General features: G+C 69.7%; 18 protein-coding genes and 1 pseudogene. 8 read left to right on the top strand and 11 right to left on the bottom strand.

The window, feature by feature from the left end:
- Positions 1 to 147: 147 nt before the first annotated feature.
- Together ACLML9_RS04015 and ACLML9_RS04010 are read right to left on the bottom strand one after the other, a co-directional pair.
- Positions 148 to 849: a FadR/GntR family transcriptional regulator gene (locus ACLML9_RS04015; RefSeq protein ID WP_411944187.1), complete on the bottom strand. Its 702-nt coding sequence runs from the start codon at positions 847 to 849 to the stop codon at positions 148 to 150.
- A 32-nt stretch (positions 850 to 881) separates the two neighbouring features.
- Positions 882 to 2,192: a TerD family protein gene (locus ACLML9_RS04010; RefSeq protein WP_411944186.1), complete on the bottom strand. Its 1,311-nt coding sequence runs from the start codon at positions 2,190 to 2,192 to the stop codon at positions 882 to 884.
- Between the two features lie 345 nt (positions 2,193 to 2,537).
- Here ACLML9_RS04010 and ACLML9_RS04005 point away from each other — a divergent pair, with 345 nt between their 5' ends.
- Positions 2,538 to 4,634, top strand: coding sequence for a hypothetical protein (locus ACLML9_RS04005; protein WP_411944185.1), 2,097 nt, complete (start codon positions 2,538 to 2,540; stop codon positions 4,632 to 4,634).
- A gap of 99 nt (positions 4,635 to 4,733) precedes the next feature.
- Here ACLML9_RS04005 and aztD read toward each other — a convergent pair whose 3' ends face one another.
- The 3 genes from aztD to aztB are packed head-to-tail and all read right to left on the bottom strand — an operon-like array spanning position 4,734 to position 8,899.
- Positions 4,734 to 5,888, bottom strand: coding sequence for a zinc metallochaperone AztD (gene aztD, locus ACLML9_RS04000; protein ID WP_411944184.1), 1,155 nt, complete (start codon positions 5,886 to 5,888; stop codon positions 4,734 to 4,736).
- A 57-nt stretch (positions 5,889 to 5,945) separates the two neighbouring features.
- On the bottom strand, positions 5,946 to 6,863 hold the full coding sequence (gene aztC / locus ACLML9_RS03995; protein ID WP_411944183.1) for a zinc ABC transporter substrate-binding protein AztC: 918 nt from the start codon (positions 6,861 to 6,863) through the stop codon (positions 5,946 to 5,948).
- Entirely contained in the window at positions 6,860 to 8,899 is a 2,040-nt protein-coding gene (gene aztB / locus ACLML9_RS03990) for a zinc ABC transporter permease AztB (RefSeq protein WP_411944182.1), read from the bottom strand. The genes aztC and aztB overlap by 4 nt, the downstream gene beginning before the upstream one ends.
- A gap of 58 nt (positions 8,900 to 8,957) precedes the next feature.
- On the opposite strand from aztB, the gene aztA reads away from it, so the two are divergent.
- Positions 8,958 to 9,629 carry a zinc ABC transporter ATP-binding protein AztA gene (gene aztA, locus ACLML9_RS03985; protein ID WP_411944181.1) on the top strand — a complete coding sequence of 224 codons (672 nt, stop codon included), beginning with the start codon at positions 8,958 to 8,960 and terminating at the stop codon, positions 9,627 to 9,629.
- A gap of 99 nt (positions 9,630 to 9,728) precedes the next feature.
- A pseudogene (locus ACLML9_RS03980) lies at positions 9,729 to 10,067 on the top strand (phosphotransferase); the annotation flags it as partial.
- Between the two features lie 170 nt (positions 10,068 to 10,237).
- On the opposite strand, the gene ACLML9_RS03975 reads toward ACLML9_RS03980, so the two are convergent.
- A complete protein-coding gene (locus ACLML9_RS03975; RefSeq protein ID WP_411944180.1) occupies positions 10,238 to 10,861 on the bottom strand; it encodes a TetR/AcrR family transcriptional regulator in 624 nt (207 codons plus the stop codon).
- 78 nt (positions 10,862 to 10,939) lie between these two features.
- Here ACLML9_RS03975 and ACLML9_RS03970 point away from each other — a divergent pair, with 78 nt between their 5' ends.
- Complete coding sequence (locus ACLML9_RS03970) at positions 10,940 to 11,791, top strand: alpha/beta fold hydrolase (protein WP_411944179.1); 852 nt, start codon at positions 10,940 to 10,942, stop codon at positions 11,789 to 11,791.
- Positions 11,792 to 11,939: 148 nt separating this feature from the next.
- On the opposite strand, the gene ACLML9_RS03965 is transcribed toward ACLML9_RS03970, so the two are convergent.
- Positions 11,940 to 12,401, bottom strand: a complete 462-nt coding sequence (locus ACLML9_RS03965; protein WP_030520954.1) for a hypothetical protein — start codon at positions 12,399 to 12,401, stop codon at positions 11,940 to 11,942.
- Between the two features lie 265 nt (positions 12,402 to 12,666).
- Between ACLML9_RS03965 and ACLML9_RS03960 the strand changes: the two genes are divergently transcribed.
- From ACLML9_RS03960 to ACLML9_RS03950, 3 genes are all read left to right on the top strand, one after another.
- Positions 12,667 to 13,086, top strand: coding sequence for a YciI family protein (locus ACLML9_RS03960; protein WP_030520953.1), 420 nt, complete (start codon positions 12,667 to 12,669; stop codon positions 13,084 to 13,086).
- Positions 13,087 to 13,095: 9 nt separating this feature from the next.
- Positions 13,096 to 14,391 carry an RNA polymerase sigma factor gene (locus ACLML9_RS03955; RefSeq protein ID WP_411944178.1) on the top strand — a complete coding sequence of 432 codons (1,296 nt, stop codon included), beginning with the start codon at positions 13,096 to 13,098 and terminating at the stop codon, positions 14,389 to 14,391.
- 88 nt (positions 14,392 to 14,479) lie between these two features.
- A complete protein-coding gene (locus tag ACLML9_RS03950) occupies positions 14,480 to 15,148 on the top strand; it encodes a lysophospholipid acyltransferase family protein (RefSeq protein ID WP_411944177.1) in 669 nt (222 codons plus the stop codon).
- Between the two features lie 111 nt (positions 15,149 to 15,259).
- Here the strand turns inward: ACLML9_RS03950 and ACLML9_RS03945 are convergent, their stop codons facing one another.
- Positions 15,260 to 17,428 carry an elongation factor G-like protein EF-G2 gene (locus tag ACLML9_RS03945; protein WP_411944176.1) on the bottom strand — a complete coding sequence of 723 codons (2,169 nt, stop codon included), beginning with the start codon at positions 17,426 to 17,428 and terminating at the stop codon, positions 15,260 to 15,262.
- Positions 17,429 to 18,009: 581 nt separating this feature from the next.
- Here ACLML9_RS03945 and ACLML9_RS03940 point away from each other — a divergent pair.
- Positions 18,010 to 18,174, top strand: a complete 165-nt coding sequence (locus ACLML9_RS03940; protein WP_411944175.1) for a hypothetical protein — start codon at positions 18,010 to 18,012, stop codon at positions 18,172 to 18,174.
- Between the two features lie 174 nt (positions 18,175 to 18,348).
- Here ACLML9_RS03940 and ACLML9_RS03935 read toward each other — a convergent pair whose 3' ends face one another.
- From ACLML9_RS03935 to ACLML9_RS03925, 3 genes are all read right to left on the bottom strand, one after another.
- Entirely contained in the window at positions 18,349 to 19,479 is a 1,131-nt protein-coding gene (locus ACLML9_RS03935; RefSeq protein ID WP_411944174.1) for a nuclease-related domain-containing protein, read from the bottom strand.
- Between the two features lie 515 nt (positions 19,480 to 19,994).
- Positions 19,995 to 21,074, bottom strand: a complete 1,080-nt coding sequence (gene zapE / locus ACLML9_RS03930) for a cell division protein ZapE (protein WP_411944173.1) — start codon at positions 21,072 to 21,074, stop codon at positions 19,995 to 19,997.
- A gap of 102 nt (positions 21,075 to 21,176) precedes the next feature.
- On the bottom strand, positions 21,177 to 22,643 hold the full coding sequence (locus tag ACLML9_RS03925) for a flavin-containing monooxygenase (RefSeq protein ID WP_411944172.1): 1,467 nt from the start codon (positions 22,641 to 22,643) through the stop codon (positions 21,177 to 21,179).
- Positions 22,644 to 22,873 lie beyond the last annotated feature (230 nt).

The raw sequence follows: 22,873 nt of genomic DNA, 5'->3' as shown, positions 1-22,873 counted from the left end.
TCACCGGTCATCTCGGAATCTCCACCGCGTTGCGGCCGCTTCCGGGGCTGGGCCGGATCGCTGATCGCGTCGTTCACGCAGGACGCCATGATTCGCGCGTTCGACACCTCGTCGGTACGCGAGATCCCCAGCGCGGCCCGGCTGTAGTCAGCGCCGGCCCGAACCGGGCCGGATCGCCTGCTGGGCCAGCGTCGACGACGCGTTGACGAGGCCGTCGTCGAACCGCTGCAGCAGCAGTGACTGGGTGGCGGCCAGATGCGCGCAGGCCATGTGCTCGGCCGCCGACGCCTGCCCGGCGGCGATATCGTCGACGATTTTCTGGTGGGTGCGTACCGCGGCCCGGGCCTGCTCCGGCCACGGATACTCGCCCCGGCCCGTCAGGGCCTCGGCCCAGGCCTCCTCCTGCGCCGACCACAGGGTGACCAGACTGCTCACCACGTATCGCACCGTCGCGTTCGGGGTGAAGGACACCACGAGATCGGGGAATTCGCGGGCGGTCTGGGTGAAGGCCACACCGTCGTCGATCACTTCCGCGGATTTCTCGATATTCGCGGTGAGCGCCGGAACCACCACCTCGAGCCGATCCTCGCGGCGCGCGCATTCCGCGGCGCACACGGGTTCGAGCATCTGCAGGCCGGTGGCCAGATCTCGCAGCGTCACCCGGCCGCCCTGCAGGGCCGGCCCGAGATGGTAGGCGGCCGAGGTCTCGTCGGGGCGGTGGACTTCCGCGCCGCCGACGTTTCCCCGCCGCACGGTGACCAGGCCCTCGGTTTCCAGGATGCGGATGGCCTCCCGGATCGAGGGATAGGAGACACCGAACTCCTGGACCAGTTGATCCTGGGTCGGCAACCGGTAGTCGTCGGTGCCGTTGAGGTGGGAGCTCAGGTACTGTCCGCCTTGAACTGGTTCACCGGGCCCTTGTCCATCCGCACCTCCACCCGTCCGTCCGGTTGCAGGACGGCGGCGGGCCGGTGCTCGGAGAACCGCCGGCTGTAGAGTTCGAGCCGTTCGATCAGCACACCCTCCGGACGGTTGTAGACGATGCCCGGCACACAGGTGAAGATCCAGCTGGATTTCTTGGCCTGATCGGCGGGAATCGACACACTGTCGGCGCCGTTCTCGATCGCCAGGGTCACCCGGTACTTGTGGAACGATCCGGTGCCGTTGTTGATCGCCGAATACGCCACCGGGATCACCGCCACGATCTCGGGAGCGAGCCGGACCTCGATGATCTCCTCCGTGTGGCCGCCGCCGCGCTGGATGTCACCGCGGCCACGGTCCCCGAGATGGCGCACCAGATCGCCGTACCGGGGATTCGCCGGAATGCCGGCGGCCGGGAACGTCGCGACGTGCACGATGTTCCCGTCGGCCAGGACGACCAGCGCGTAGGCCTCGTAGTCGGTCCCGCTGGCCCAGGCCACCCGCAGCCGGACCAGCGGCGCCTTCTCCAGGAGCACCGGCGGTGCGCCCTTGGTGAGAGTGACGGCCCCCTTGGAGAAGTACACCCCCGACGCCGGCGAGGTGGTGGGCGGGGGATACGGGGCGGGACCCGGCGCGGGCGGGGCGAATTGCGCCGCGGGCGGGACCGTGGGCTGTGCCGAGGGTGCGGACGGCGGAGGCGGAACGGGTGGCGATGGGTATCCGGATGCCGGGGCGGTGCGAGGTGTCACCGGTGGGGGTGCGGCGACCTGCGCGGGAGCCGGGGCCGGTGCGTCGTCGTCCACGGTGATCCCGAAATCGGTGGCCAGACCGGCCAGGCCGCTGGCGTATCCCTGACCCACATTGCGGAGCTTCCAGGCACCGGTCCGCCGGTACACCTCGGCGAGGACGACCGTCGTCTCGGTGTCGAGCCCGGTGATGGGCAGATCGTAGGTCTCGCCGTCGCGCTCGGTGATCGCCACGTTCACCGCGATACCGCCGAAGGTTCCGGTGTCGACCGAGGCGGCGACCACGAGCCGGTCCGTACTCGCGGCGACCCGCGGCAGGTCGATCTCGATCGCGGTACCGGCCAGCCGGACGGCGCCGTCCGGGGACGCGGGCTGGTTGTAGAAGACGAAATCGTCGTCGCTGCCGACCTTGCCATCCGCGCGCAGACAGAGCACGGTCAGGTCGATACCGGCCGGCGCCGCGGTGATCCGCAACGGGCCGCCCGCGACGGCGACGTTGCCGCCTTTGCTGATCACTCGGGACATCTGTACTCCGGTCGCTCGACTCGGTTGTCCCATCCAGCCTAGGTCCCGGCGCTCGCCCCGGTGCGGGCTTCCCGGCACCGGGCCCGCGGGCGCTCATCGCGGTGTACGTACGCACCGGCCCATCCGGCAACAATTTCCACCACCGAGAATTCATTGATTGCCGAGCCGGAATCGAAATGGATAATCCTTCGGTACGCCGAAACGGGGGTCGAATGTGGAAAAGAGCTCTTATATCGTGTCAGTTCTGTTCGAGCGTTGACCCGAGTGGGTCCGAAATCTCCGTCGTTTCGCGGGCGGATATCTGCGGCGAATGCATGGTGGCGGCGTGGGAAGTATTGCGCTGCATTGCTTTACGTAATACTGATTCTTCCGGGCGGCATCGGCGCCGTGGCGACGGCCGCGGAACCCGGCCCGGCGCTCTCCCGTATGGATGGTCTTGCCTGGACAGGGGTGGTGGACTCGGACGGCGTCGCCTTGGCCGACTACCCGTTCCTGGTCGACCGCGGCGGACTGTCGAACCCGGGTGCCACCGTCTTGTGGACGCTGATCGGCCTGGAATTCGTCGGCTACATGGTTATCGTGACGACGGCGATATGGTTCATCGGATATTCGTTGAGTTTCCGTTGGCTGGACCTTTTTTCGGCGGCAATACACGGTGTCGCCGAAGCGCTTTCCCGGCAGCTCGCCGATCCGGTGATATCGCTCACCGCGGCAACGTTGGGCGCATTTATAGTGGCGTGGTTCATAATTCGCGGAAGTCCGGGCAGGGCGGCCCGGCAAACCGTGACGATGCTCGCGGTCGCCGGGCTGGGCGGGCTGCTGGTTTTCGGTCCGGGGGCGGACCTGTTGTCCGCGGACGGATTGCCGGCCCGCGGTCGTGATGTGGGGATGTCGATCGTGGCGGGCCTGAACGGTGCGCGCACCGAGCCCGACCGGCTCGTCGAGACGTTGTCGGCGAGTATGTCCGACGATTTCGCCCGGCATCCGGTACAGGTCTGGAATTTCGGGCATGTGCTCGACGACCGGTGCGACGCGGTGTGGAGCGCCGGCGTCACCGCCGGAGATATCGACGCCCTGCAATCCGGTATCGCGGGATGCGGCGATCCCGCCGCCGCGGAACGGATCGCGCGGCCGACGATGGGTCAGCTCGGCGCGGGTCTGCTGCTGCTCGTCTGTGCCACCGTGCTGCTGGTGTTCGCCGTCTTGCTGGCCGGGCTCGTACTGCGGTGCGTGCTGGACGCGATCTACCACGGGTTCCTGGCGATCTTCGGATTCGCCGCCGGCGGCTACATCTACGGGCCCACCCAGACCTTCCTCGTCCGCAACCTCGTCACCTGTGGTTTCGCGGCGGTCCGGATGTGTGCGTTCACGGTGTTCCTCGGTGTCTACCTGCTCTTCCTGGGCAACCTTTTCCGCCGGGCCCCGGGGCAGGTGATCCCGGTGCTCATGCTCGCGGCACTCGTCGAGGTCGTGGCGATCTCGCAACTGTCCCGGCTCCGTCGCGGACTCTCCCGGGGCTCGGTCCGGGTGACCGAGCGGATCGGTGTGGCGCTCGGAGGTCGCGCCACGCCGGGGTCGGCCGGTGGTGCGGGCGGGCGATCCGGTGGATCGCAGCCCGGGATCATCAGGGCGCTCGGGGGCCTGAACACCCTCGACGATTCGCCCCTCGTGGCGTGGGCGGCGGCCGGCACCGTGCGTCCGTTCGACCCCCTGGCCCGCGGCCGCGCAAAGGCGCAGCGGGCGGCTATCGCCTCCGGCCCGAGCATGGAGGAATCCTTCCGGTGGAGTCATCTGGCCCGGCACAACTGGCGCCTGGTGGCGCTGCGGGAAGCGGAGCGGTTCGGTGGCACCGGCAGTGAGATGGGGGTGGCGCGGACGCTGAAGATGATGCGCGACAACCGGATCCCCGACTCCCAGCTGGTCCCGGTACTGCGGGCGATCGGCGTGCCCGATCATCTGGTCACCGGTGCGCTGGCGGCGTTCTCGGTGCAGGAGACGACCAGATCGCAGGGACCGTACGGATTCCTGCCCCTGCAGAAGGCCGTGGCCGCCGCGTACGCGGCATACAACCGTGCGGGAGAACCGGGCGCGCGGGCGTTCGCGGCGCAGGCGGTGGTCGCGGCGGAGGGTTTCGCCCGGCACAGCAACGCACCCGCCGCAACGGCCGTTCTGGACCGGGATTTCATCCGCCGGATCGAGCGGACCTGGGATTCCGGTAGCGCGCTGCGCGCCGCGATCTCACCCGGCGAATGGAATACCGTGGGGCGCGATACCCGATGGTCGATCGGTAGCCGGCTGTCGGCGGAACATCTCGGGGCGGCACAGGCCTACTACGACGATCCGACGGAGGTCAACCGCGCTCGGCTGCTGCGTTCGGCCATGCGGGTCGCCAACCTGGATCACCTGGTTCCCGCGGAAGGGCTCGATCCGTGGCATCCGTGACCACACCCCCTGGTCGCAGGCGGTCCCGATCCCGGGAGCCCGCGACAGGGAGGCCCGCCCGGCCCCTCATGCCGTGCCGGGCGGACCTCCGCGCCCCGATCAGGAGGCGACGACGCCGCTGATCTCGTTGGGGGTCTCCGCCAGGGTCACCGACGCGGTCACCGTGCCGGACGCCAGATCGATGCGGTGGATCTGCTTGGTCGCCGTATCGCTGACATAGGCGATACCGTCCCGGACGAACAGCGCCGGACGCGGCTGCTGCCAGTCGATGGGTTCCTGCCACGGGTCGAGGACATCGATCGTCCGGACGACCTTGCCCGTCTCCGGGTCGATCACCCGCAGCCCGCCGTCGGTGCCGAGGACGAGCGCCTCGCCCTCGGGTCCGCGTGCCAGCGACCGGAAGGTGTAGCTGGTGCCGATATCGACCAGGCGGATGGTGCCGGTTCGGGTATCGATCAGCGAGATCTGTTCGGGACGTTCCAGTTCCGCGTGCTCGTCCTTCTTGTAGTCACCGAGCACGATCGGCGACTCCTCGCTACCGGCCTGGTTGCCGATCCGCCCGTAGGAGTCCGGGCCGGTGACCTTGGTGAGTTTGCCGTCGCGGTATACCAGGACCCCGTTCTGGCAGCCGACGACCAGCGTATCGCCGGCCGCGGTGGCCTCGCCGTGCACTCCCGGGCACTGCTCGCTGCGGGTGATCTCCTTGCGATCGGCATCCAGGATCGCCAGCCCGACCCGCTCCTCCTCGGTACCGAGTGTGACGGCCAGTTCGCCGCTCTCCAGTTCCACGGCCACCCCGTGATGGGCCTCGGCGGCGCGGTATTCGCTGGTCTTCGGGGCGCCCTCGGCGAGTTCGGCCGGGTCGAACGAGGTCACGGTGCCGGTACCGTCGGCGAACAGGACCGTGCGACCGGCGTGCCGCACCACGTGTCCCGGTTTCGGGCCGGGGAACTCGATATCGGTGAACTGTCCGCCTACGGCGTCGAACACCCGGAAGCCCGCGGAGGTCGACACGATGATGTGCCGGTCGTCGCCGGCCGGATTGACCCGGTTGAATCCCGCGAGTTCGACACCGCCGCCGCGCACCAGTGTGTTGCCGTCCAGGAGATGGATACCACCGTCATAGGTCACCGCCAGCGGATCGGCGATCGCTGTCTCCCCGGTGGTGCCGGTACCGCAGCCGCTCGCGGCGACGACCACGGTGAGCAGGCCGGTCAGGGCCGCGGCCCGGATCGGGCCGGTCCGAATGTGCATAACGCTCCCTCATTCTTTTCTGCTGGCTGCGGCAGCGAGATATCGCAGCGTTCCCGGTTACGCGGAAGCCAGACCCTCGACCATGGCGGTCGTGTTGGCGCGCATCATTTCCAGGTAGGTGGCCGCGCCGGCACCGGGCGCGGTCAGTGATTCCGAGTGCAGACCGACGATGCGCACCTGCACACCCGCCTGTTCGGCGAGGGCGCGGGCCAGCCGGTCCGGCCGGGCGGAATCCACGAAGATCGCCGGTACGCCGGTGGTGCGCACGGCCGCGGCCAGCTCCGCGAGATCGGCGGCGCTCGGCGAGGCGAGGGTGGTCCCGCCGGGGATGACGGCGCCCACCACCTCGAAGTCGAACCGGGCGGCGAGATAACCGAACACGTGGTGATTGGTGACCAGTTTGCGGCGCTCCGGCGCGATACCGGCGAACCGGTCCGACATCCACTGCTGCAACCGGTCGAGTTCGGTGAGGTAGCCGTCCGCGTTGGCGCGCACGGTCTCGGCGTCGATCCCGGGAACCGTGTCGATCACCCGGTCGCGGATCACCTCGACCGCGCGGTGCACCCGCTGCGGGTCGGTCCAGAAATGCGGGTCGGGTTGCCCCGGGGCGTCCCCGCCGCGATAGGGGAGGGGATCGATCTCGGCGCCCACCGGCAGGGTCGCGACTCCGGCGTCCGCGGCCGTCGCCACATGGCGGGCCAATCCTTCTTCGAGGCCCAGGCCGTTCTCGACGATGAGGTCGGTGTCGTCGAGGACGGCGGCTTCCTGCGCCGAGAGGGCGAAGGAGTGCGGGTCGGAATTCGGCGGCATCAGGACTGTGACCGCTGCCGCGTCACCGACCACCGTCCGGGTGATGTCGCCGAGAATATCGGTGGTGACGACGATTCCGCCGCCACCGGAGTCGGTGACGCCGCATCCGGCGACGGGCAGTAGCGCGACGAGCAGTGCTACACAGATTCGGAGTGCGGTGTTCATCGGCCGGTCTCCACCATCAGGTCGGGGGTGATGTCGAGATCGAAGGTGCGGGCGATGCGCAGTCCGTCGGCGTAGTCGATCTCATGGATTCGCCGCCCGGCCGGGTCGTTGACGTAGGCGCGTTCCGCGTCGACCAGCAGGACCGGTGGTGTCGCGGGGTCCACGGGCCCCGACGGGAGCGCGCGGTGCCCGGTCTCGGCCCCGGTCTCCGGGTCGTAGGAGTGCAGGACCCCACCGGCGTCCAGGGTCAGCACATCGGTGCCCGCACCCGCCGTGGTCGCCGCGACGACGGGCCCCGGGCCGATCGGCCGCCAGGCGCGGTGGGCGATATCGAGGACGAGGGCCCGCGAATCCCGGACGGCCACCAGCACATCGCTGCCCCGGCGGTGGAAGAACTGTGCGGCACTGCCGGTCGTACCCGGCGGGTACGGCAGCTTCTCCGCGGTGAACCGGTCGTCGCGTTCGGTGACCACCAGCGCACCGTCGGCGCAGGAGAACACGGCGCCGCGGCGGGTCACCGTCTGCCCGCCCGGCTGTTCGCAGCGTGGTTCCAGGGTCTGGGCGGGCCGGTTCTCCCGGTCGCGCACCTGGATACGCCCGGCGTCCGGGACGAGGAGGTGACCACCGTAGGGGAGTGCGGCTCCGCCGAGCACCGGGCCGGGCGCGAGAGTGCCTTCGTCGAGTGCCGCACGGTCCACCAGGACGGTCGAACCGTCCCGCCGCACCGCCGCGGCGACGACGGGATCGCTGTGCGCGGACCGGACCGATCCCGGTAGTGCGCCGGTCCGGCGCGGCTGGGCGCGGTAGTAGTGCACATGATCACCGTGATCGACCACCCAGCTGCCGCTGTCGAGCACGGTGGTCTCGCCGGCCGTTGCCAGATATGCGTAGCGGCCGTCGTCGGCGAGATGGGTGATGCCCGGCGCCGGGTCCTGGGTGAGGACTTCCTCGGTCACCAGGTCGAGGATGCGCACCGACCCCGCGGACCGGTCGGCGAGCACCAGTCGCGGCTGGGCGCTCGCGCTCTCCTCGGCGCCCGCGATATAGCCGTGCGGCACCGATTCGGCAGGCGCCTCGCCGGTTTCGCCCCCGCACGCGGCGACCGGAACGAGCAGCAGTGCCGCGGAAACCACTGCGGCTGTCCGGCCGTCCTGGTTCTTGGTAGTGCTCATCCAGCGGGAAGCGCGCCCGGCGCCCGGCCCGCCGGAGGACCTGTCGCGCAGTGCGGCGCGCAGCCGGGCGCCGGTCGCTACCGCGAAGAAGAGACCCACCGCTGTCGCGGCGATGGTCGCGCCCGCCGCGGTACCCGCGTGCCAGGAGATGACCAGGCCAGCGAGGGTGGCCAGGGCACCGAAACCGGCTGCCAGCAGCATGATCCGCGGGATGCGGTGGGTGCAATAGGTGGCGGCCGCGGGTGGTGCGACCAGGAGTCCGAAGACCAGCAGGGTCCCCACCACGTGGAACGACGCGGCGATCGCCAGGGTCAGCAGGGCGAGTAGTGCGATCTGCGCCCGGCGGGGATGCAATCCGAGGGTTTGCGCGGTACGCGGATCGAAGGCGAGGGCGAGGAAGGCCCGGTGCCCGAGGATCGTGATCGCCAGGGCCGCGCCCAGTGCCGTCAGCAGGAAGAGCAGATCACGGGGACGGGTCGCGAGCACATCGCCGAAGAGGAATCCGGTCAGGTCCACCGCGAAGGATTGGGATCGCGATATCAGGATGACCCCGATCGCGAGCATGCCGACGAACAGCAGTCCGATGCCGGTATCGGTGGACAGCCGCCGGTTCCGGCTCAGTACCGAGACGCCGGCCGCCATGGCGGAGGCGCTCACCACCGCGCCCAACAGGAGATTACCGCCGAGCAGGGCCGCGACGGCGACTCCCGGCAGCATGCCGTGTGCCATGGCCTCACCGAGAAAAGCCATGCCGCGCACCACAACCCAGGTTCCGGCCAGTGCGCACAGGCAGGAGACCAGCAGTCCGCCCCACAGAGCTCGTTGTACGAAGGTGACTTCGAACGGGGCGATCAGCCAATCCATGGACAAGACTTAAACTGATAACGATTGTCATTACAAGCTTGTTGGCGGGAGTCACAGAATGCGCACGGCGGGAATCGAGATCACCGGCTTATCCGCGGGCTACCCGGGAAACCGGGTATTGCACGAGGTCACGGCCGTAGTGCCGGGTGGGCGGGTCACCGCGCTGCTGGGCCCCAACGGCTCCGGAAAATCCACCCTGCTCGGTGTGCTCGGCGGGATCATCGCGCCGACCGCCGGCACGGTCACCGGGATCGGTGGATCCCGTCCGGCGCTGGTCGTCCAGCAGCAGGCGGTCCCGGCCACGCTGCCCATCACGGCCGGTGAAACGGTCGCCATGGGGCGCTGGGCGCACCGGGGTCTGTGGCGCCGGATCACCCGGGCCGATCGCGCGATCGTGGCGGACTGCCTGGCCAGGATGGATATCACCGATCTGGCCGGGCGTCGTCTGGACACCCTGTCCGGCGGGCAGCGGCAGCGCGTCCTGCTCGCCCGCGCGCTGGCGCAGCAGTCCGGGCTGCTGCTGCTGGACGAACCCGGTACCGGGTTGGACGCCGCCGCGCGCGCGGCGATCGGCGCGGCGATCCGGGAAGCCGCCGACGCCGGGGTCACGGTGGTGCACGCCACGCACGATCCGGCCGCGGCCCGGGACGCCGATCACTGCGTGCTGCTGCGGGACGGACGCGTGGTGGAAGAAGGCGAACCCGTGGCAGTCCTGGCCGCAGCCGCCTGATTCCTGGTGCGACGATGAGAACATCCCCCCGGCTATGACAGCTGGGAGGGCGAATGAGCGCCGATCCGGTCGGGGGGCCTGACCGACTATCTGACCGGCGTGCTCGGCGGTCCGGTCACGATCACCGATTTCCAGTTCCTCTCCGCCGGAGCGCGCCGCCGCAATATCGCCTTCACCGCCACCGTCGCGCAGACACCGCGGCGGCTGGTGGCGACCATTGTGCCGCCCGCCGTCGAACTGATGCCGGTCGACGGCGAGGCCGGGGTCCGCGAACTGGCCCGCGCGCACGGTGTCCCGGTCCCGGCGGTGGTCGCGGTCTGCACCGATACCCGCTACGTCGGCGAACCGTTCGTCGTCTCCGCGCACATCGATGGAGAAACGGTGCCGCGTAGAGTGTTACGAACGCTCGCTGCGTCCGGCAACGCCGAGGTCGAGGCCGCCGCCCGCGCGCGTGAAGGGCGTCGGATCCGGGCAGCCCGAACGGGGATGACGGGGCGGATACCGCACCGCGGACGCGGCGGGGCGGCGCGACGTAGCGTCGTCCCGGGCCCGCGTGGGAGCCGGGCCGGAGTGGAGGTAGGAGCTGCGTCGGTCGTATCCCACCAGCGCTACCCCGGTACGCGTCCCGGCCCGGTGTCGACGGCTCCGGCGCGTGCCGGGTCGGAGAGCAGTTCCGTGAGCCGCGCGCTCATGGCACGGCCCGCGGCCAGCAGCGGTTCGGTGGACCGCAGGGTGCGGCTCAGGACGAAAGCCCCTTCGAGTGCGGTGACGATACCGAGGATCAGCTCGCGTGCGGTATCCGGCGGCAGTCCGCGCTCGGCGAAATACGCGGTGCCGCCGCTGATCCAGTCGCCGATGATCTCGGCGAGGACCTCCCGGAGCGCGGGCTCGGCGTCGGCGATCTCCCCGGCGACCGTCCCCACCGGGCACATATTGATCCACCCGGTCTGCTCGATCTGCTCGGCCGCCGCGGCGAAAGCCGCCGGGAGGGCGTCGCGCAGATCCGGGTAGGGGGTGAGCAGCAGCGGGATCAATTCGCCGTAGGCGGTGCCGGCCGCGCGCAGCGCGGCGGCGGCGAGTTCGGGCTTACCACCGGGGAAATGGTGGTAGAGCGATCCCATCGGCACACCCGCCGACACGGTGATCTGTTTGACGCCGGTGCCGCTGTAGCCGCGGGTGCGCAGCAGTTCGGCGGTCGCGGTGATCAACCGGTCACGAGTGCTGGTTGACATCTTCTCCGTCACCGTTCCAGACTAGAGCAATCGCTCTAGAGCAATCACTCTAGAGCGATCGCTCGAAAGGGTCAGCAGATGCCGACGGTACAAATTCCCGCAGGTCGGGTGCACTATGTGGAGCAGGGGTCGGGGCCGCCGGTGGTGCTCCTGCACGGCCTGCTGATGAACCACACCGTGTGGGACGCAGTGCTCGACCTGCTCCCTACCGGGTTCCGGTACATCCGGCCCGACCTACCGCTGGGCGCGCATCCGATCCCGCTCGAACCGGGGACCGACCTGAGCCTGCGCGGGCTGAACCGGCTCGTCGCCGATTTCCTCGCGGCACTGGACCTCGACGACATCGTCCTGGTGCACAGCGACTGGGGCGGGGCCCTGTTCCTCACCGCCTACGGTCTGGACGACCGGGTCGGCCGGCTGATCGTGCTGCCCTGCGAAGCGTTCGACAACTTCCCGCCCGGCCTGCCGGGCAAGACGGCGACGGTCGCGACTCGTCTACCCGGTGGTGTCGTTCTCGCCCTACGGCAGCTGCGGATCCGCCGGCTGCGCAGTCTGCCGCTGATCTTCGGCTGGATGGCTCGTGAACCGCTGCCGGACGAACTCGTACGTGGCTGGACCGAGCCGGGCCTACGGGACCGTCGCATCCGCCGGGACCTGCTGACCTATACGCGGTCCGGTTTCCACGCCCGCGAACTGATCGCCGACACCGAGGCGCTGCGCCGGTTCACCGGCGACGCCTTGATCCTCTGGTCGTCGGCCGGCAAGGTCATGCCCCGCGAACACGGCCGCCGCCTCGCGGAACTGATCCCCCGTGCCCGGCTGGTCGAGATCTCCGACGCTTACGTGCTGTCCATGCTGGACCGGCCCGAGGCCGTCGCGGCGGCAATGGCCGACTTCCTCACCGCCGACCGGGCGGGCAGCGAGCGGTGACCGGTGCCGTCCGGGAAAGTTCCAGACATCGGCGTAGCGGGCGACCAGCGGCAGGGTGTACCCGAAGCCAACAGCTCGGCCACCCGCTCGGTGGAGGTTCGTGCCGGCCGGACCGGCGCGCTGCGACGCCGGTCCGGGCGGTATCGGTTCAGACCCGTTCGGGCCGCCAGGTGGCGATGGCCCAGATGATCACGATATCGATGGCGATGATCAGGATCGACCACAGCGGATACCAGGGGATCCACAGGAAGTTGACGATGATGGACAGAGCAGCCAGGCCGATCCCGACGATCCGCGCCCACAGCGCCCCGGTCATCAGCGCCAGGCCCGCCAGGATCAACAGGATGCCGAAGACGATATGGATCCAGCCCCAGCTGGTCAGGTCCAGTTCGTAGACATAGTTGGGCCCGGCGACGAATACGTCGTCGTTGGCGGCCGCCGAGATGCCCTGGAACAGGGTGATGAACCCGGCGACGAGCAGCAGCGCCGCCGCCGCGATGGAGGTGCCGGTCGCGACGGCCTGTTTGGTGGAATTATCGGCGGTCGATGCCGCATGTGCCCCGGTGGTGCCGGGCCTTCCGGACGTCGGTGCTGCGGGGTCGGTGGTCATAACAACTCCCTTCGGATGGGAGGGGCCACACCGGACCTGGAGAACTGATCGCCGGTGACGCCCTCATACGCCACACTTCGATTCCTTTGTCCTGATCGAAAAGTATGCCACCGGCCGGTGCGTTCGAACCGGTTCGACGACGAAACGGAACCGAGTCGCGACTTTCGGCGAAAAAATATCCCGCGGGTTGTCGATCCGCCGGCCACCCCGTTCGACCAATGGGTGAAAGGGTCCAGGAGGGACCCCGAGACAAGGAGACCGAACCGTGAAATACATGCTGATCATGCGCGCCACCGACGAAGCCTTCGCCGCGATGGGCGATATCGACTTCACCGACATGCTGGAGACGATCGGCAAGTTCAACGACGAACTGATCCGGGCCGGGGTGCTGCTCGCCGCGGAGGGCCTCGAAGACGCCGCCGAGGGGGTCGTCGTCGACTATTCGTCGGCAGATCCGGTGGTGACCGACGGGCCGTACGGCGAGACCAAGGAACTGTTCAACGGGTACTACATCCTGAACGTCGCGTCCAAGGAAGAGGCCGTGGAATGGGCCAAACGGATGCCGATGACGGGCGCGGGTTTCAAGACCGAGATCCGCCGGGTCCCGACCATCGACGAATTTCCCCAGGACAATATCTGGATCCAGAAGGAGCGGGCCTGGCGCGAAGCCACCGGCCAGCTCTGACCGGCGGCCGTGACAGGGCACGACGGCCGGGCCGCGGTGGCCGCGGTGTGGCGGATCGAATCGGCGCGGATCGTCGGTGCGCTCGCCCGCTACACCGGGGATTTCGGCCTCGCCGAGGATCTCGCCCAGGAAGCCCTGGCCGAGGCCCTGGTGACCTGGCCCCGTGACGGGGTGCCCCGCAATCCCGCGGGCTGGCTCCTCACCGTCGGCCGCCGGCGCGCGGTCGACGGATTCCGGCGGCGCGCCGCCCTCGACGATCGGTACGCCGCTCTCGCCCGGGACCTGGGTGAGGGCGGCGTCGCCGCGGGCAGCGATCCCGCGGACCCGGCGCGAGGCGAGCAGATCCTGTGGGATCCGGACCGCATCGATGACGATGTGCTCGCCCTGATGTTCGTCGCCTGCCATCCAGTGCTCTCCCCGGAGGCGCGGGTGGCGCTCACCCTCCGAGTGATCGGTGGTCTGACCAGCGACGAGATCGCCCGCGCCTTCCTGGTCCCGACGGCTACGGTCCAGGCGCGGATCACCCGGGCCAAGAAAACCCTGGCCGCGGCGCGGGTGCCGTTCGAGATCCCGCCGGCCGCGGACCGCTCGGCCCGCCTGGTCTCGGTGCTGCGGGTGATCTACGTGATCTTCACGGAAGGGTCGTCGGCCAGTTCCGGTACCGATCTCATCCGGTTCGACCTGGCCGCCGAGGCCCAGCGGCTGGCCCGCGTGCTGAGCCGGTTGGTCCCGGACGAGCCCGAGGCGCACAGTCTGCTGGCGCTCCTGGAGCTGACCGCGGCCCGTTTCCCGGCGCGCACCGGACCCGGCGGGGAGCCGGTCCTGCTGGAGGACCAGGATCGCCGGCGCTGGGACCGGTCGGCGATCCGCCGCGGGCGGGCCGCCCTGGCCCGCGCCGAACGGGCCCGGCGCGGGCTGGGCTTCTACGGGTTGCAGGCCGCGATCGCCGAATGCCACGCGGTGGCGCTGTCGGTCGGGGACACCGAGTGGGATCGGATCGTCCTGCTCTACGAAGCACTGGGCCGCCTGGCGCCTTCGCCGGTCGTCGAGGTGAACCGCGCGGTGGCGGTCGCCATGGCGCGGGGGCCGGCGGCCGCCCTCCCGATCGTGGACGAGCTGGAGGCGGCGGGCGAACTCGCGAACACCCATCTGCTGGCCAGCGTGCGCGGCGAACTGCTCATCCGGTTGGGCCGGAACACCGAGGCACGCGCGGAACTGGAGCGGGCGGTGGCGCGCTGCGCCAATGCGGGCGAACGGATCGTGCTCGAACGCAAGATCGAGTCGCTCGACCGATGCGGTGAGTAGTTTCCCGGTTCCGCTGCCCCACACCGCGCGACGATGATGGACCCGTACCGGCGTGCGGGATGCGGCGGCAGCGAGTGATGGGGTGGATATGGAGAAGAGAGCCGGGCGGCCCAGCGGTCTCGGGAAGCGGGCGTGGGTGACCACGAAACTGGTCCGGCGGGTCCTGCGGGCACTGGCGTGGTCGAAGTTCGTCCACGTCACCGTGGTCGGACGGGAACTGGTACCCCGCACCGGTCCGGTGATCGTGGCGAGCAACCACATCTCCATGCTGGACGCGGTCTTCCTGTGGGGCGCGCTGCGACGGCGGGCGGTGGCCATCGCCATGGCCGAACTCTGGTCGTGGCCGGTCGTGGGGTGGCTGGTACGGCGACTGGGGCAGATCCCGGTGGTGCGCCGCGACAGCGCGTCCGGACAGTCCGCGCTGGCCCAGGGTGAGCAGATCCTGCGCCACGGGGGAGTCCTCCTCATCTACCCGGAGGGCCGGCTGGTCGCGCCCGACGAGGTGGAACCGTACAAGCCCGGAGTGGCGAAATCGGCTCTGGCGACCGGAGTTCCGGTCGTGCCGGTGGGGACCGCCGGCACGGACGAGGTCATGCCGATGCGGCGGCTGCGCGGTGACCGTCCGGCCTTCGACCGGCGGTGGGTGATGACAGTCCGTTTCGGCACCCCACTCGATCCCGCGGGATGCACGGACCCGGAGAAGTTCCTCGAACAGCTGCGGCAGCGGATCGAGGAGTTGCGTGCCGCACCGGAGTAGGGCTGTCGGCATTGTCGCGTGTGGGGGCCGTGACGGGTGAGGGCGCAGCAGCGGCGGCTCCCGGTCGAGCGGCCGGGCAGCGCGTCGAGGCCCGGCGGGGTACCGGCCGGGTCAGGCGCGGGCCGCGGGCGAGCGGTCGCGGACCTTCTCCGCCAGCTGGGCGGGCATCGGGTCGTGCCGGAGATATTCGCGGGTGAACTGGGCGACCCCGTGGGTGAGCGAACGCAGTTCGGTGGCGTAGCGGACGAGCTCGGATTCCGGTACCTGGGCGCGGATCAGTGTGCGACCCCGATCGGCCGGTTCGGTGCCCAGTATCCGGGCGCGGCGCACCGACAGATCGGTCAGGGCCGCGCCCAGGTGCTCGTCGGGAACCCGGACCTCCACCAGCGCGATGGGTTCGAGCAGCGCCATCCGGCTGCCCGCCGCCGCGTCGCGCAGGGCCAGGGCTCCGGCGGTCTGGAAGGCGGCGTCGGAGGAGTCGACCGAATGCGCCTTACCGTCGAGCAGGGTGACCCGCACATCGACCAGCGGATTATCGCTGCTCACCCCGCGTTCGGCCTGGGCGCGCACGCCCTTCTCCACCGAGGTGATGAACTGCCGCGGCACCGCGCCGCCGATGACCTTGTCCACGAACTCGATCCCGGATCCCTCGGTGAGCGGTTCCACCCGGATCTCACAGACCGCGTACTGGCCGTGCCCGCCGGACTGTTTCACATGCCGCCCGCGCCCATCGGCCTTCTCCGCGAATGTTTCCCGCAGCGGCACGCGGGTCTCCTCCACGTCGACCTCGACGCCGAATCGGCTGCGCAACCGTTCCAGTGCGACATCGCGTTGTGCTTCCCCCAGCGACCACAGCACCAGCTGATGCGTTCGTTCGTTGTTCTCCACCCGCAGGGCGGGATCCTCGGCCACCAGCCGTGCCAGCCCCTGCGGGAGCTTGTCCTCGTCGGTCTTACCGTGGGCGCGGATGGCCGTGGGCAGGAGGGGTTCCGGCATCGGCCAGGGATCGATGAGCAGCGGGTCGCCGGTAGCGGAGAGAGTATCGCCGGTCCGGGCGTGGCCGAGTTTGGTCACGTAGGCGATATCACCGGCCACTGCCTCGTTCATCGGCCGCTGTTCCCGGCCGAACGGGGCAGTGAGTCCGCCGATCCGTTCGTCGTCGTCGTGCTCGGCGCCCGAGCCGTGCCCGCAGATGTGGACGGTGTCGTCGGCGCGCAGCGTGCCGGAGAAAACGCGGACCATCGAGACCCGGCCGACGTACGGGTCCGACGAGGTCCGGACCACTTCGGCGGCCAGATCGGCGGTGGGATCACAGCGCAGGGTGATCGCTGTGGACCCGTCGACGAGCCGCCGGGCCGGTACCGCGTGCTCGGCCGGGCCGGGAAACCCCGCGGTGATCAGGTCGAGCAGTTCGAGGGTGCCCAGGCCGTGCCGTCCGTCGGCGGCGGCCGGGGCCGCGAACAGCACCGGATGGAAGCTACCCCGTGCCACCGCGCGCTCCAGGTCCGTGACCAGGGTGGCGAGCTCGATCGGCGCCCCGCCCAGATAGCGGTCCATGAGGGTCTCGTCCTCGCTTTCGGCGATGATGCCCTCGATGAGCCGCTCCCGGGCCTGTTCGGCGAGAGCCCGATCGGCGGGTGCCGGATCGACCAAGGTCCGCTCGCCACCCGAGTAGTCGGCCACCCGCTGTTCGAGAAGTTCCATCAGGCCGGTGGCCGGGCGGTGCCCGTCCGCGCCCGCCGGCCCGTACACGGGCAGATGGAGTGCCAGTACGTTTTCCGCCGACCCGCCGCCGAGCAGCGCCTGGCAGGTGCGGCGCAGTTCCTCGAAATCCGCGCGCGCGGTGTCCAGATGGGTCAGCACGATCGCCCGCGACATTCCGACGCTCGCGCATTCCTCCCACAGAGCCCGGGTCGCCCCGCCGACGCCTTCTACGCCGTCGGCCGCCGACACCACGAACAGTGCGGCGTCGGCCGCCCGCAGTCCGGCGCGCAGTTCGCCGACGAAATCCGCGTAGCCCGGCGTGTCGAGAAGGTTGATCTTCACTCCGTTCCACCGGACCGGCACCACCGACAACTGCACGGACCGGTGTTTTCGCTGCTCGATCTCGTCGTAATCCGACAGCGAGGTCCCGTCCTCGACCCGGCCCGCCCGGTTCACCGCGCCGGTGGCCAGCGCCAGCGCCTCCACCAGAGTGGTCTTACCCGATCCGCTACTTCCGACGAGTGCCACGTTCCGGATGTTCTCCGGGCTCGTCACCCCGTTCGCTCTGACACCCATGACTCACCGTCCTCGGCAATCGGCATGCGGTCATCTATGAGCTTCCCACCGGCGCTGCCCGTGGTCCACGGTCTCTTCCGCCCGGCCCCTCCCGCGGTGCCCGCGCGGACCCCGGAGGAGTCGGCAGAGGGCTGTGAGAGCGGGCCCTCAACGGCCCTGTAATGGGATATCGAGCAGCAGAAATAGCTATGTAACATCAATTTGCCCGAATGTGATCCACCTCCTGGTGGTGCGCCGGCCGTCCCCCGACCCGAGGAGTTCGCATTGATCGAACCGCCCGGCGAGCACCGGCGCCGCTCCGGGAAACGCCCGGCCCCCGCGTACCGGCAGGACCCGTACGCCGGCCCCTCGCCCGCCGGTCGCCGGTCCCGGCGCGGGCGCTCTCGATGGCCGTGGGTCGTGGCGGGGCTCGTCCTGACGGTCGTGTGTCTGGTCGGAGGGTGCCTCGCGGTGGTGGCGTGGATCGCGAACAAGTGCGGCGAGGACGCCGACCGCGAGGTCGCGGTGAGCTACGAGGTCGCGGGTACGGCCGGCGAGGTCTCGATCCCTACCTCGGTCACGACCTCGGCAGGGCCCGGGAAATGGCGGCCGGACTGCCGTGGCGGCGAGATGTGCTCATCGAAAGTTTCGGCACGATAGTCTCGCTGATCGCCGTCAACGACGGCGACGGCGGGGAAGTGACCTGCCGGATCCTCATCGGCGGCCGGCTCGTCTCCGAACAGACCTCCACCGGTCCGTACGCGTAGGCGGGGTGTTCGGGGGCCGCGGGCGGGGAGTAGGCAGCCGGTCTCCGGTACCGCACGGCCGGTCATCGCGCTCGGACCGCAAGGATCCGATCTCGGAAACGTGCGCGACAGTGCTTCTGTCGACGGACGGCGGATCGGGTGCAGACCGACCGGGGTCCGGCGCGGTTCGACAGGTCAGCAGCGCGGCTGGAACGGGTAGCAGACCGGTGTCGCCGGCGGTGCGGGGCGCGGCGGCGGCTGCGGGACTCCCGCCGCGGGCTGCGGTGGGGCAGCGGGGACCTCCGCGACGGAGCTGGTCTGTTGCTGATTCCCGGTTTCCCGCGGTGCGGGATCGTCGCCGCCGCGGGCCACCAGCCACAAGCCGCCACCGAGAACGGCGATCACCGCGAATGCCGCCGCGGTCTGCCAATGAGCCCGACGCCGATCGGTGGATTCCGGCTCCGGGAGCGGTTCGTTCACCGGCCGGGGTCGCGGTTGCGGTTCGAGTGGCGGCGGTGGTGGGGCAGCCGGTGGTTCCGGCGGGCGGGCGGGGTCGGCCGGGGCCGCCGCGGACGGGCTGTCTGCCTCGACCGCGGGCGGCGGAACCGCTTCGCGGGCCGGCGCGGACGGCGGCGGGGCGACGGCACGGGGAGGGGCCGGTACCGGATCCGGTGCGTAAGGCGGAAGCGGTTCGATCGCGGGAAGGGCCGAATCCAGCGGGAAACCCTCTTCGGCCAGTTCGGCGATGGTGGTGCGGTCACCGTATTCGAGCGCTTCGATCACCGCGTAGGCCTGTTCCGCGGTCCAGACCACGGCGCTGCGGTGATGAGCCCGATGGAACCAGGCGCGCAGCGGATTCTGGGTGTTGCACAGCAGCACATCGCAACCCGGCGGCGGTGCCGACTTCTTCTCGAGCCGCATGGTCGATCCGCGCGGCGGGAGCACCACCACGAGACCGGTGACGAACGCGCTCCCGCCCACCTGCCCGGCGGCGGCCTTCAGTTTGAACACCCCGTCGCGAACCTGGTCGTAGGGCGTGGTGTCGTTGTCCCGCACGCTGACCGGGTCGCCCGCGGAGCCCGGAACGCGCCAGCGGCTGTTGGTGGTGCACTGCAGGACGCTGCCGGTGATCTCGGGGTCGACACCTTTGACCTCTCCGACCACGGTCGTGTACGGGGTGATGATGACCAGGTCCACCTCCTGTCCGGAGATGAAGCAGTTCGTGATCGCGACTCCGGGAACCCGGTAGTCCCCTTCCCATTTCCGGAGCCAGCCGACAACCCGTCTCTCCGCGCCCGATCTGAGTTTGTCGGTGATGACGAGCATCCCGAATCCCCCTCCCTGTCGCCGGTGATGTGGACACGATATCGGTAGTCGCACCGCCGGACGCGAAACCCTTTGCCACAGAGAGTCTTCATCCTCGGCGCGCCCGTCCGGCCGGGCCTCCTACCTGCATCATCAGCGCCGGGTATTGCGGGGGCGGCCCGACGTACGGTATTCGACTCCAGGGAGCGCCGACGGTGGCGGCACCGATTCGGACCGTCCGTCGTCGCGGCGTTCGCCCGCGCTGCACCGCAGCCGACACGAGGCCGCACGGAGGACCGCATGCTGTTCGAAACAACCGCTGAACAGGAGTTCTTCCGTTCCACCACGGCGAGGTTCCGTTCGTGACGGGCCACCGGGCCGGCCTCGACGAATGGCTTGTCCGGGCGGAGAGCGGCGCGGTGCCGGTGCCGCTGTTCGGCCACGACAGCGACGACGGGCACCGCGCTGACCCGGGTGCGGTCGCCGGCCGTGTTCCTGCGGGCGGCCGCGGCGCAGGGCCTCTGGCTCTTCCCCGACTACTGATCGGCCACGGCGACCGGTGCGCCGCCGATCTCCGGTAGTAGCGCCAGGCGGCTGGCCGTGCGCTGGATATCGGGCGGCAGGTGATCACCGGTCAGGCATTCGGTGCGCGGTACGGAGGCCACGAGATGCAGGCGGCGGTCCCGGTCGCACAGCACGTCCACCAGATTGGCGAAACGTTGCGCGGCGTCGCGGCCGGTGGTGGCCAGCGGGGGCAGACCCGACAGCGTCCAGTCCCGGAACCGGTCGGCCAGGCTCAGGTAGTCGATGGTCGAGTACGGACCGTCGCACAGATCGGTGAAATCGAACCAGACCGCGTCGCCGCGCACCGCCCGGGCGGTCACCGCACGCGCACCGATCCGGACGCGCTGCCGTTCGGCCGGGGCCGGCGGCACCAGGCCGGCTCGCGCCAGCTGGGCGTCGGCACCGGGCCAGAGGTAGCCGCCGCGTTCGAACTCGGCGGCGGATGTTCCCGGCCGGCGAGCCCGCCGGTAGTCGCGGGGACCCGCGACCTCGACGATATCCAGTGCACTGTGCAGGGTCGCGGCCAGCGGTTCGATCAGATGATGGAACAGCGGGTTCGGCAGCAGGCCCGACGGCGGATAGTTCGAAGTGGCGACGAGTGTGATCCGCTGGGCGAGCAACGATTGCACGACTCGGGCCATGATGGTGGCGTCGCCGGGATCATGGACGTGGAATTCGTCGAAACACACCAGCCGGGAGTGGCCGAGGAGTTCGCGGACAGCGCGGTCCCCGGCGTGTTTCTCGTGGCGGTGGGCGGCGTAGCGGGTGTGGAATTCGCGGAAGAACTCGTGGAAGTGCATGCGCCGTTTCCCGGTACTGGGCACAGCCGAGTAGAAGGTATCGGTCAGCCAGCTCTTACCGCGCCCCACCGGTCCCCAGACGTACACGCCGCGCGGCGTCGAGCCGAAGAGCCTCCGGCGACGCGCTATCTCGTCGCCGAGCTGTACCAGCCGGGCGGCGGCCGCGTACTGCGATGCGTCCAGTTCGAATCCGGCCGTCCGGGCGGCCGCCTCGAAAACATCCGGTGTCCAACCGGGTGGTGTTCCGGCCACCTTCGCCACCTCCTCGGTCCCGGAGGTCAGCCTGGCAGGACGACGCCACCGAGCCCAGAGATCAGGAGCACATGTGAGGATGATCGCCCGCCGGACCGGGCGTCATGCCGCGGGTGTCAGCGTGTAATCCCGTGGGTCGAGTCTGCGGACGCGGCGGCGGTACCGGGTGACCGTGCCCGGCCAGTTGTTGGTGATCTTGCCGGCCGCGTTGCGGTACCAGCTCGAGCAGAAATTCCACGGTGTGCGTTCGAGGCGTTTCTGCAGGGCGTCGTTGAAAGCGCGCTCGGTGTCGGCGCGGACCTCGAGGGCATGGCCGGGCGTGCCGGCGAGCAACTCGACCGCCTGCCGGATGTAGCGGGACTGCGATTCGATCATGTAGATGATCGATCCGACGCCCAGATTCGTATTGGGTCCGTACACCATGAACAGGTTCGGGAATTCGGGCACCGTGATCCCGTAGTAGGCGTGCGCGCCCGCGGACCACACCTCGGCCAGCTCGCGCCCGTCGCGGCCGGTGATACGCATCGGCCACAGGAACTCGGTGCCCTTGAACCCGGTTCCGTAGATGATCACATCGACTTCGTGCAGGGTGCCGTCGGCGGTCCGCACACCCTGCGGGGTGATCTCGGTGATATCCGAGGTGGTGACTTCCACATTGGGCCGGGTGAGCGCGGGATAGTAGTCGCTGGAGAACAGGACGCGTTTACAGGCGATCGGATAGTCGGGGGTGAGTGCGGCCCGCAGGTCGGGATCGTCCACGTTCTCCGTCAGGTTCCGGGCGGCGATCCGCGCGACGAGACGGCTGATGATCGGCAGTTCCACCAGACCCAGCGAGGCAATCTCGGCGGCGAGCCACCAGCCGAGCCGCTCCACCAGCAGCATGCCGGGGATCTTGGCGAACAGCTTGTGCTGGACCGGGGAGTAGTCGGTATCGAACTTGGGCAGCACCCAGGCCGCGGTGCGCTGGAACAGGGTCAGCTGCTCGACCACCGGCTGGATCTGTGGAACGTACTGGATGGCGCTCGCACCGGTACCGATACAGGCCACCCGTTTCCCGGTGAGGTCGACCTCGTGATCCCACAGGGCCGAATGGAAGGCGGGGCCGGCGAAACTGCCGACGCCCGGGATGGCGGGCAGTTGCGGGCGCGCCAGCTGGCCGAAGGCGGAGATCAGCACCTGCGCGGTCCGCCGGCCGCCGTCGGCGGTGTGCACCGTCCAGTTCCCGGCCTGCTCGTCGAACTCCGCGCCGGTGACCGCGATGCCGAACTCGATTCGTTCCAGCAGGCCGTGCCGGCGGGTCACGCCGCGCAGATAGTCGTGGATGGCGGCCTGACCGGAGTAACGCTGTGGCCAATCGGGCTTCTGCTCGAAGGAGTAGGAGTACAGCGGGGACGGTACATCGCAGGCCGCGCCGGGGTAGGTGTTCTCCCGCCATACGCCGCCGAGGTCCGCGGCCTTTTCGAGGATGGTGATGTCGTCGAATCCGTGCCGGCGTAGCTCGATCGCCACGCCGATACCACCGAATCCGGCGCCGATGATCAGGATGGACACCGGGCGTCGCGCATTCATACCGACTCCTGTCGCCGCTGTGGTTTTCCTCACTGTAGGACGGTGCCGGGGGTCCGGATCGGCTCTTTCGGCCGAACGGTTTCTGGGCCGACGCCGCGTGCGGGCGCCGCGCGTGGCGCGGGGGTCCGGGCGGGTACGCCTCGATCGCCGCCGGAAAACCGATTGCCCGCCGGCCGCGTGGCCGATAAATTATCGCGGTTTGTCCCTCCCGGCTGTCGAAGGAGATGCAG

Source organism: Nocardia sp. NPDC002869, from assembly GCF_046764065.1.
Lineage (GTDB): Bacteria > Actinomycetota > Actinomycetes > Mycobacteriales > Mycobacteriaceae > Nocardia > Nocardia rhamnosiphila.
This window is presented reverse-complemented; position numbering and strand designations above follow the sequence as displayed.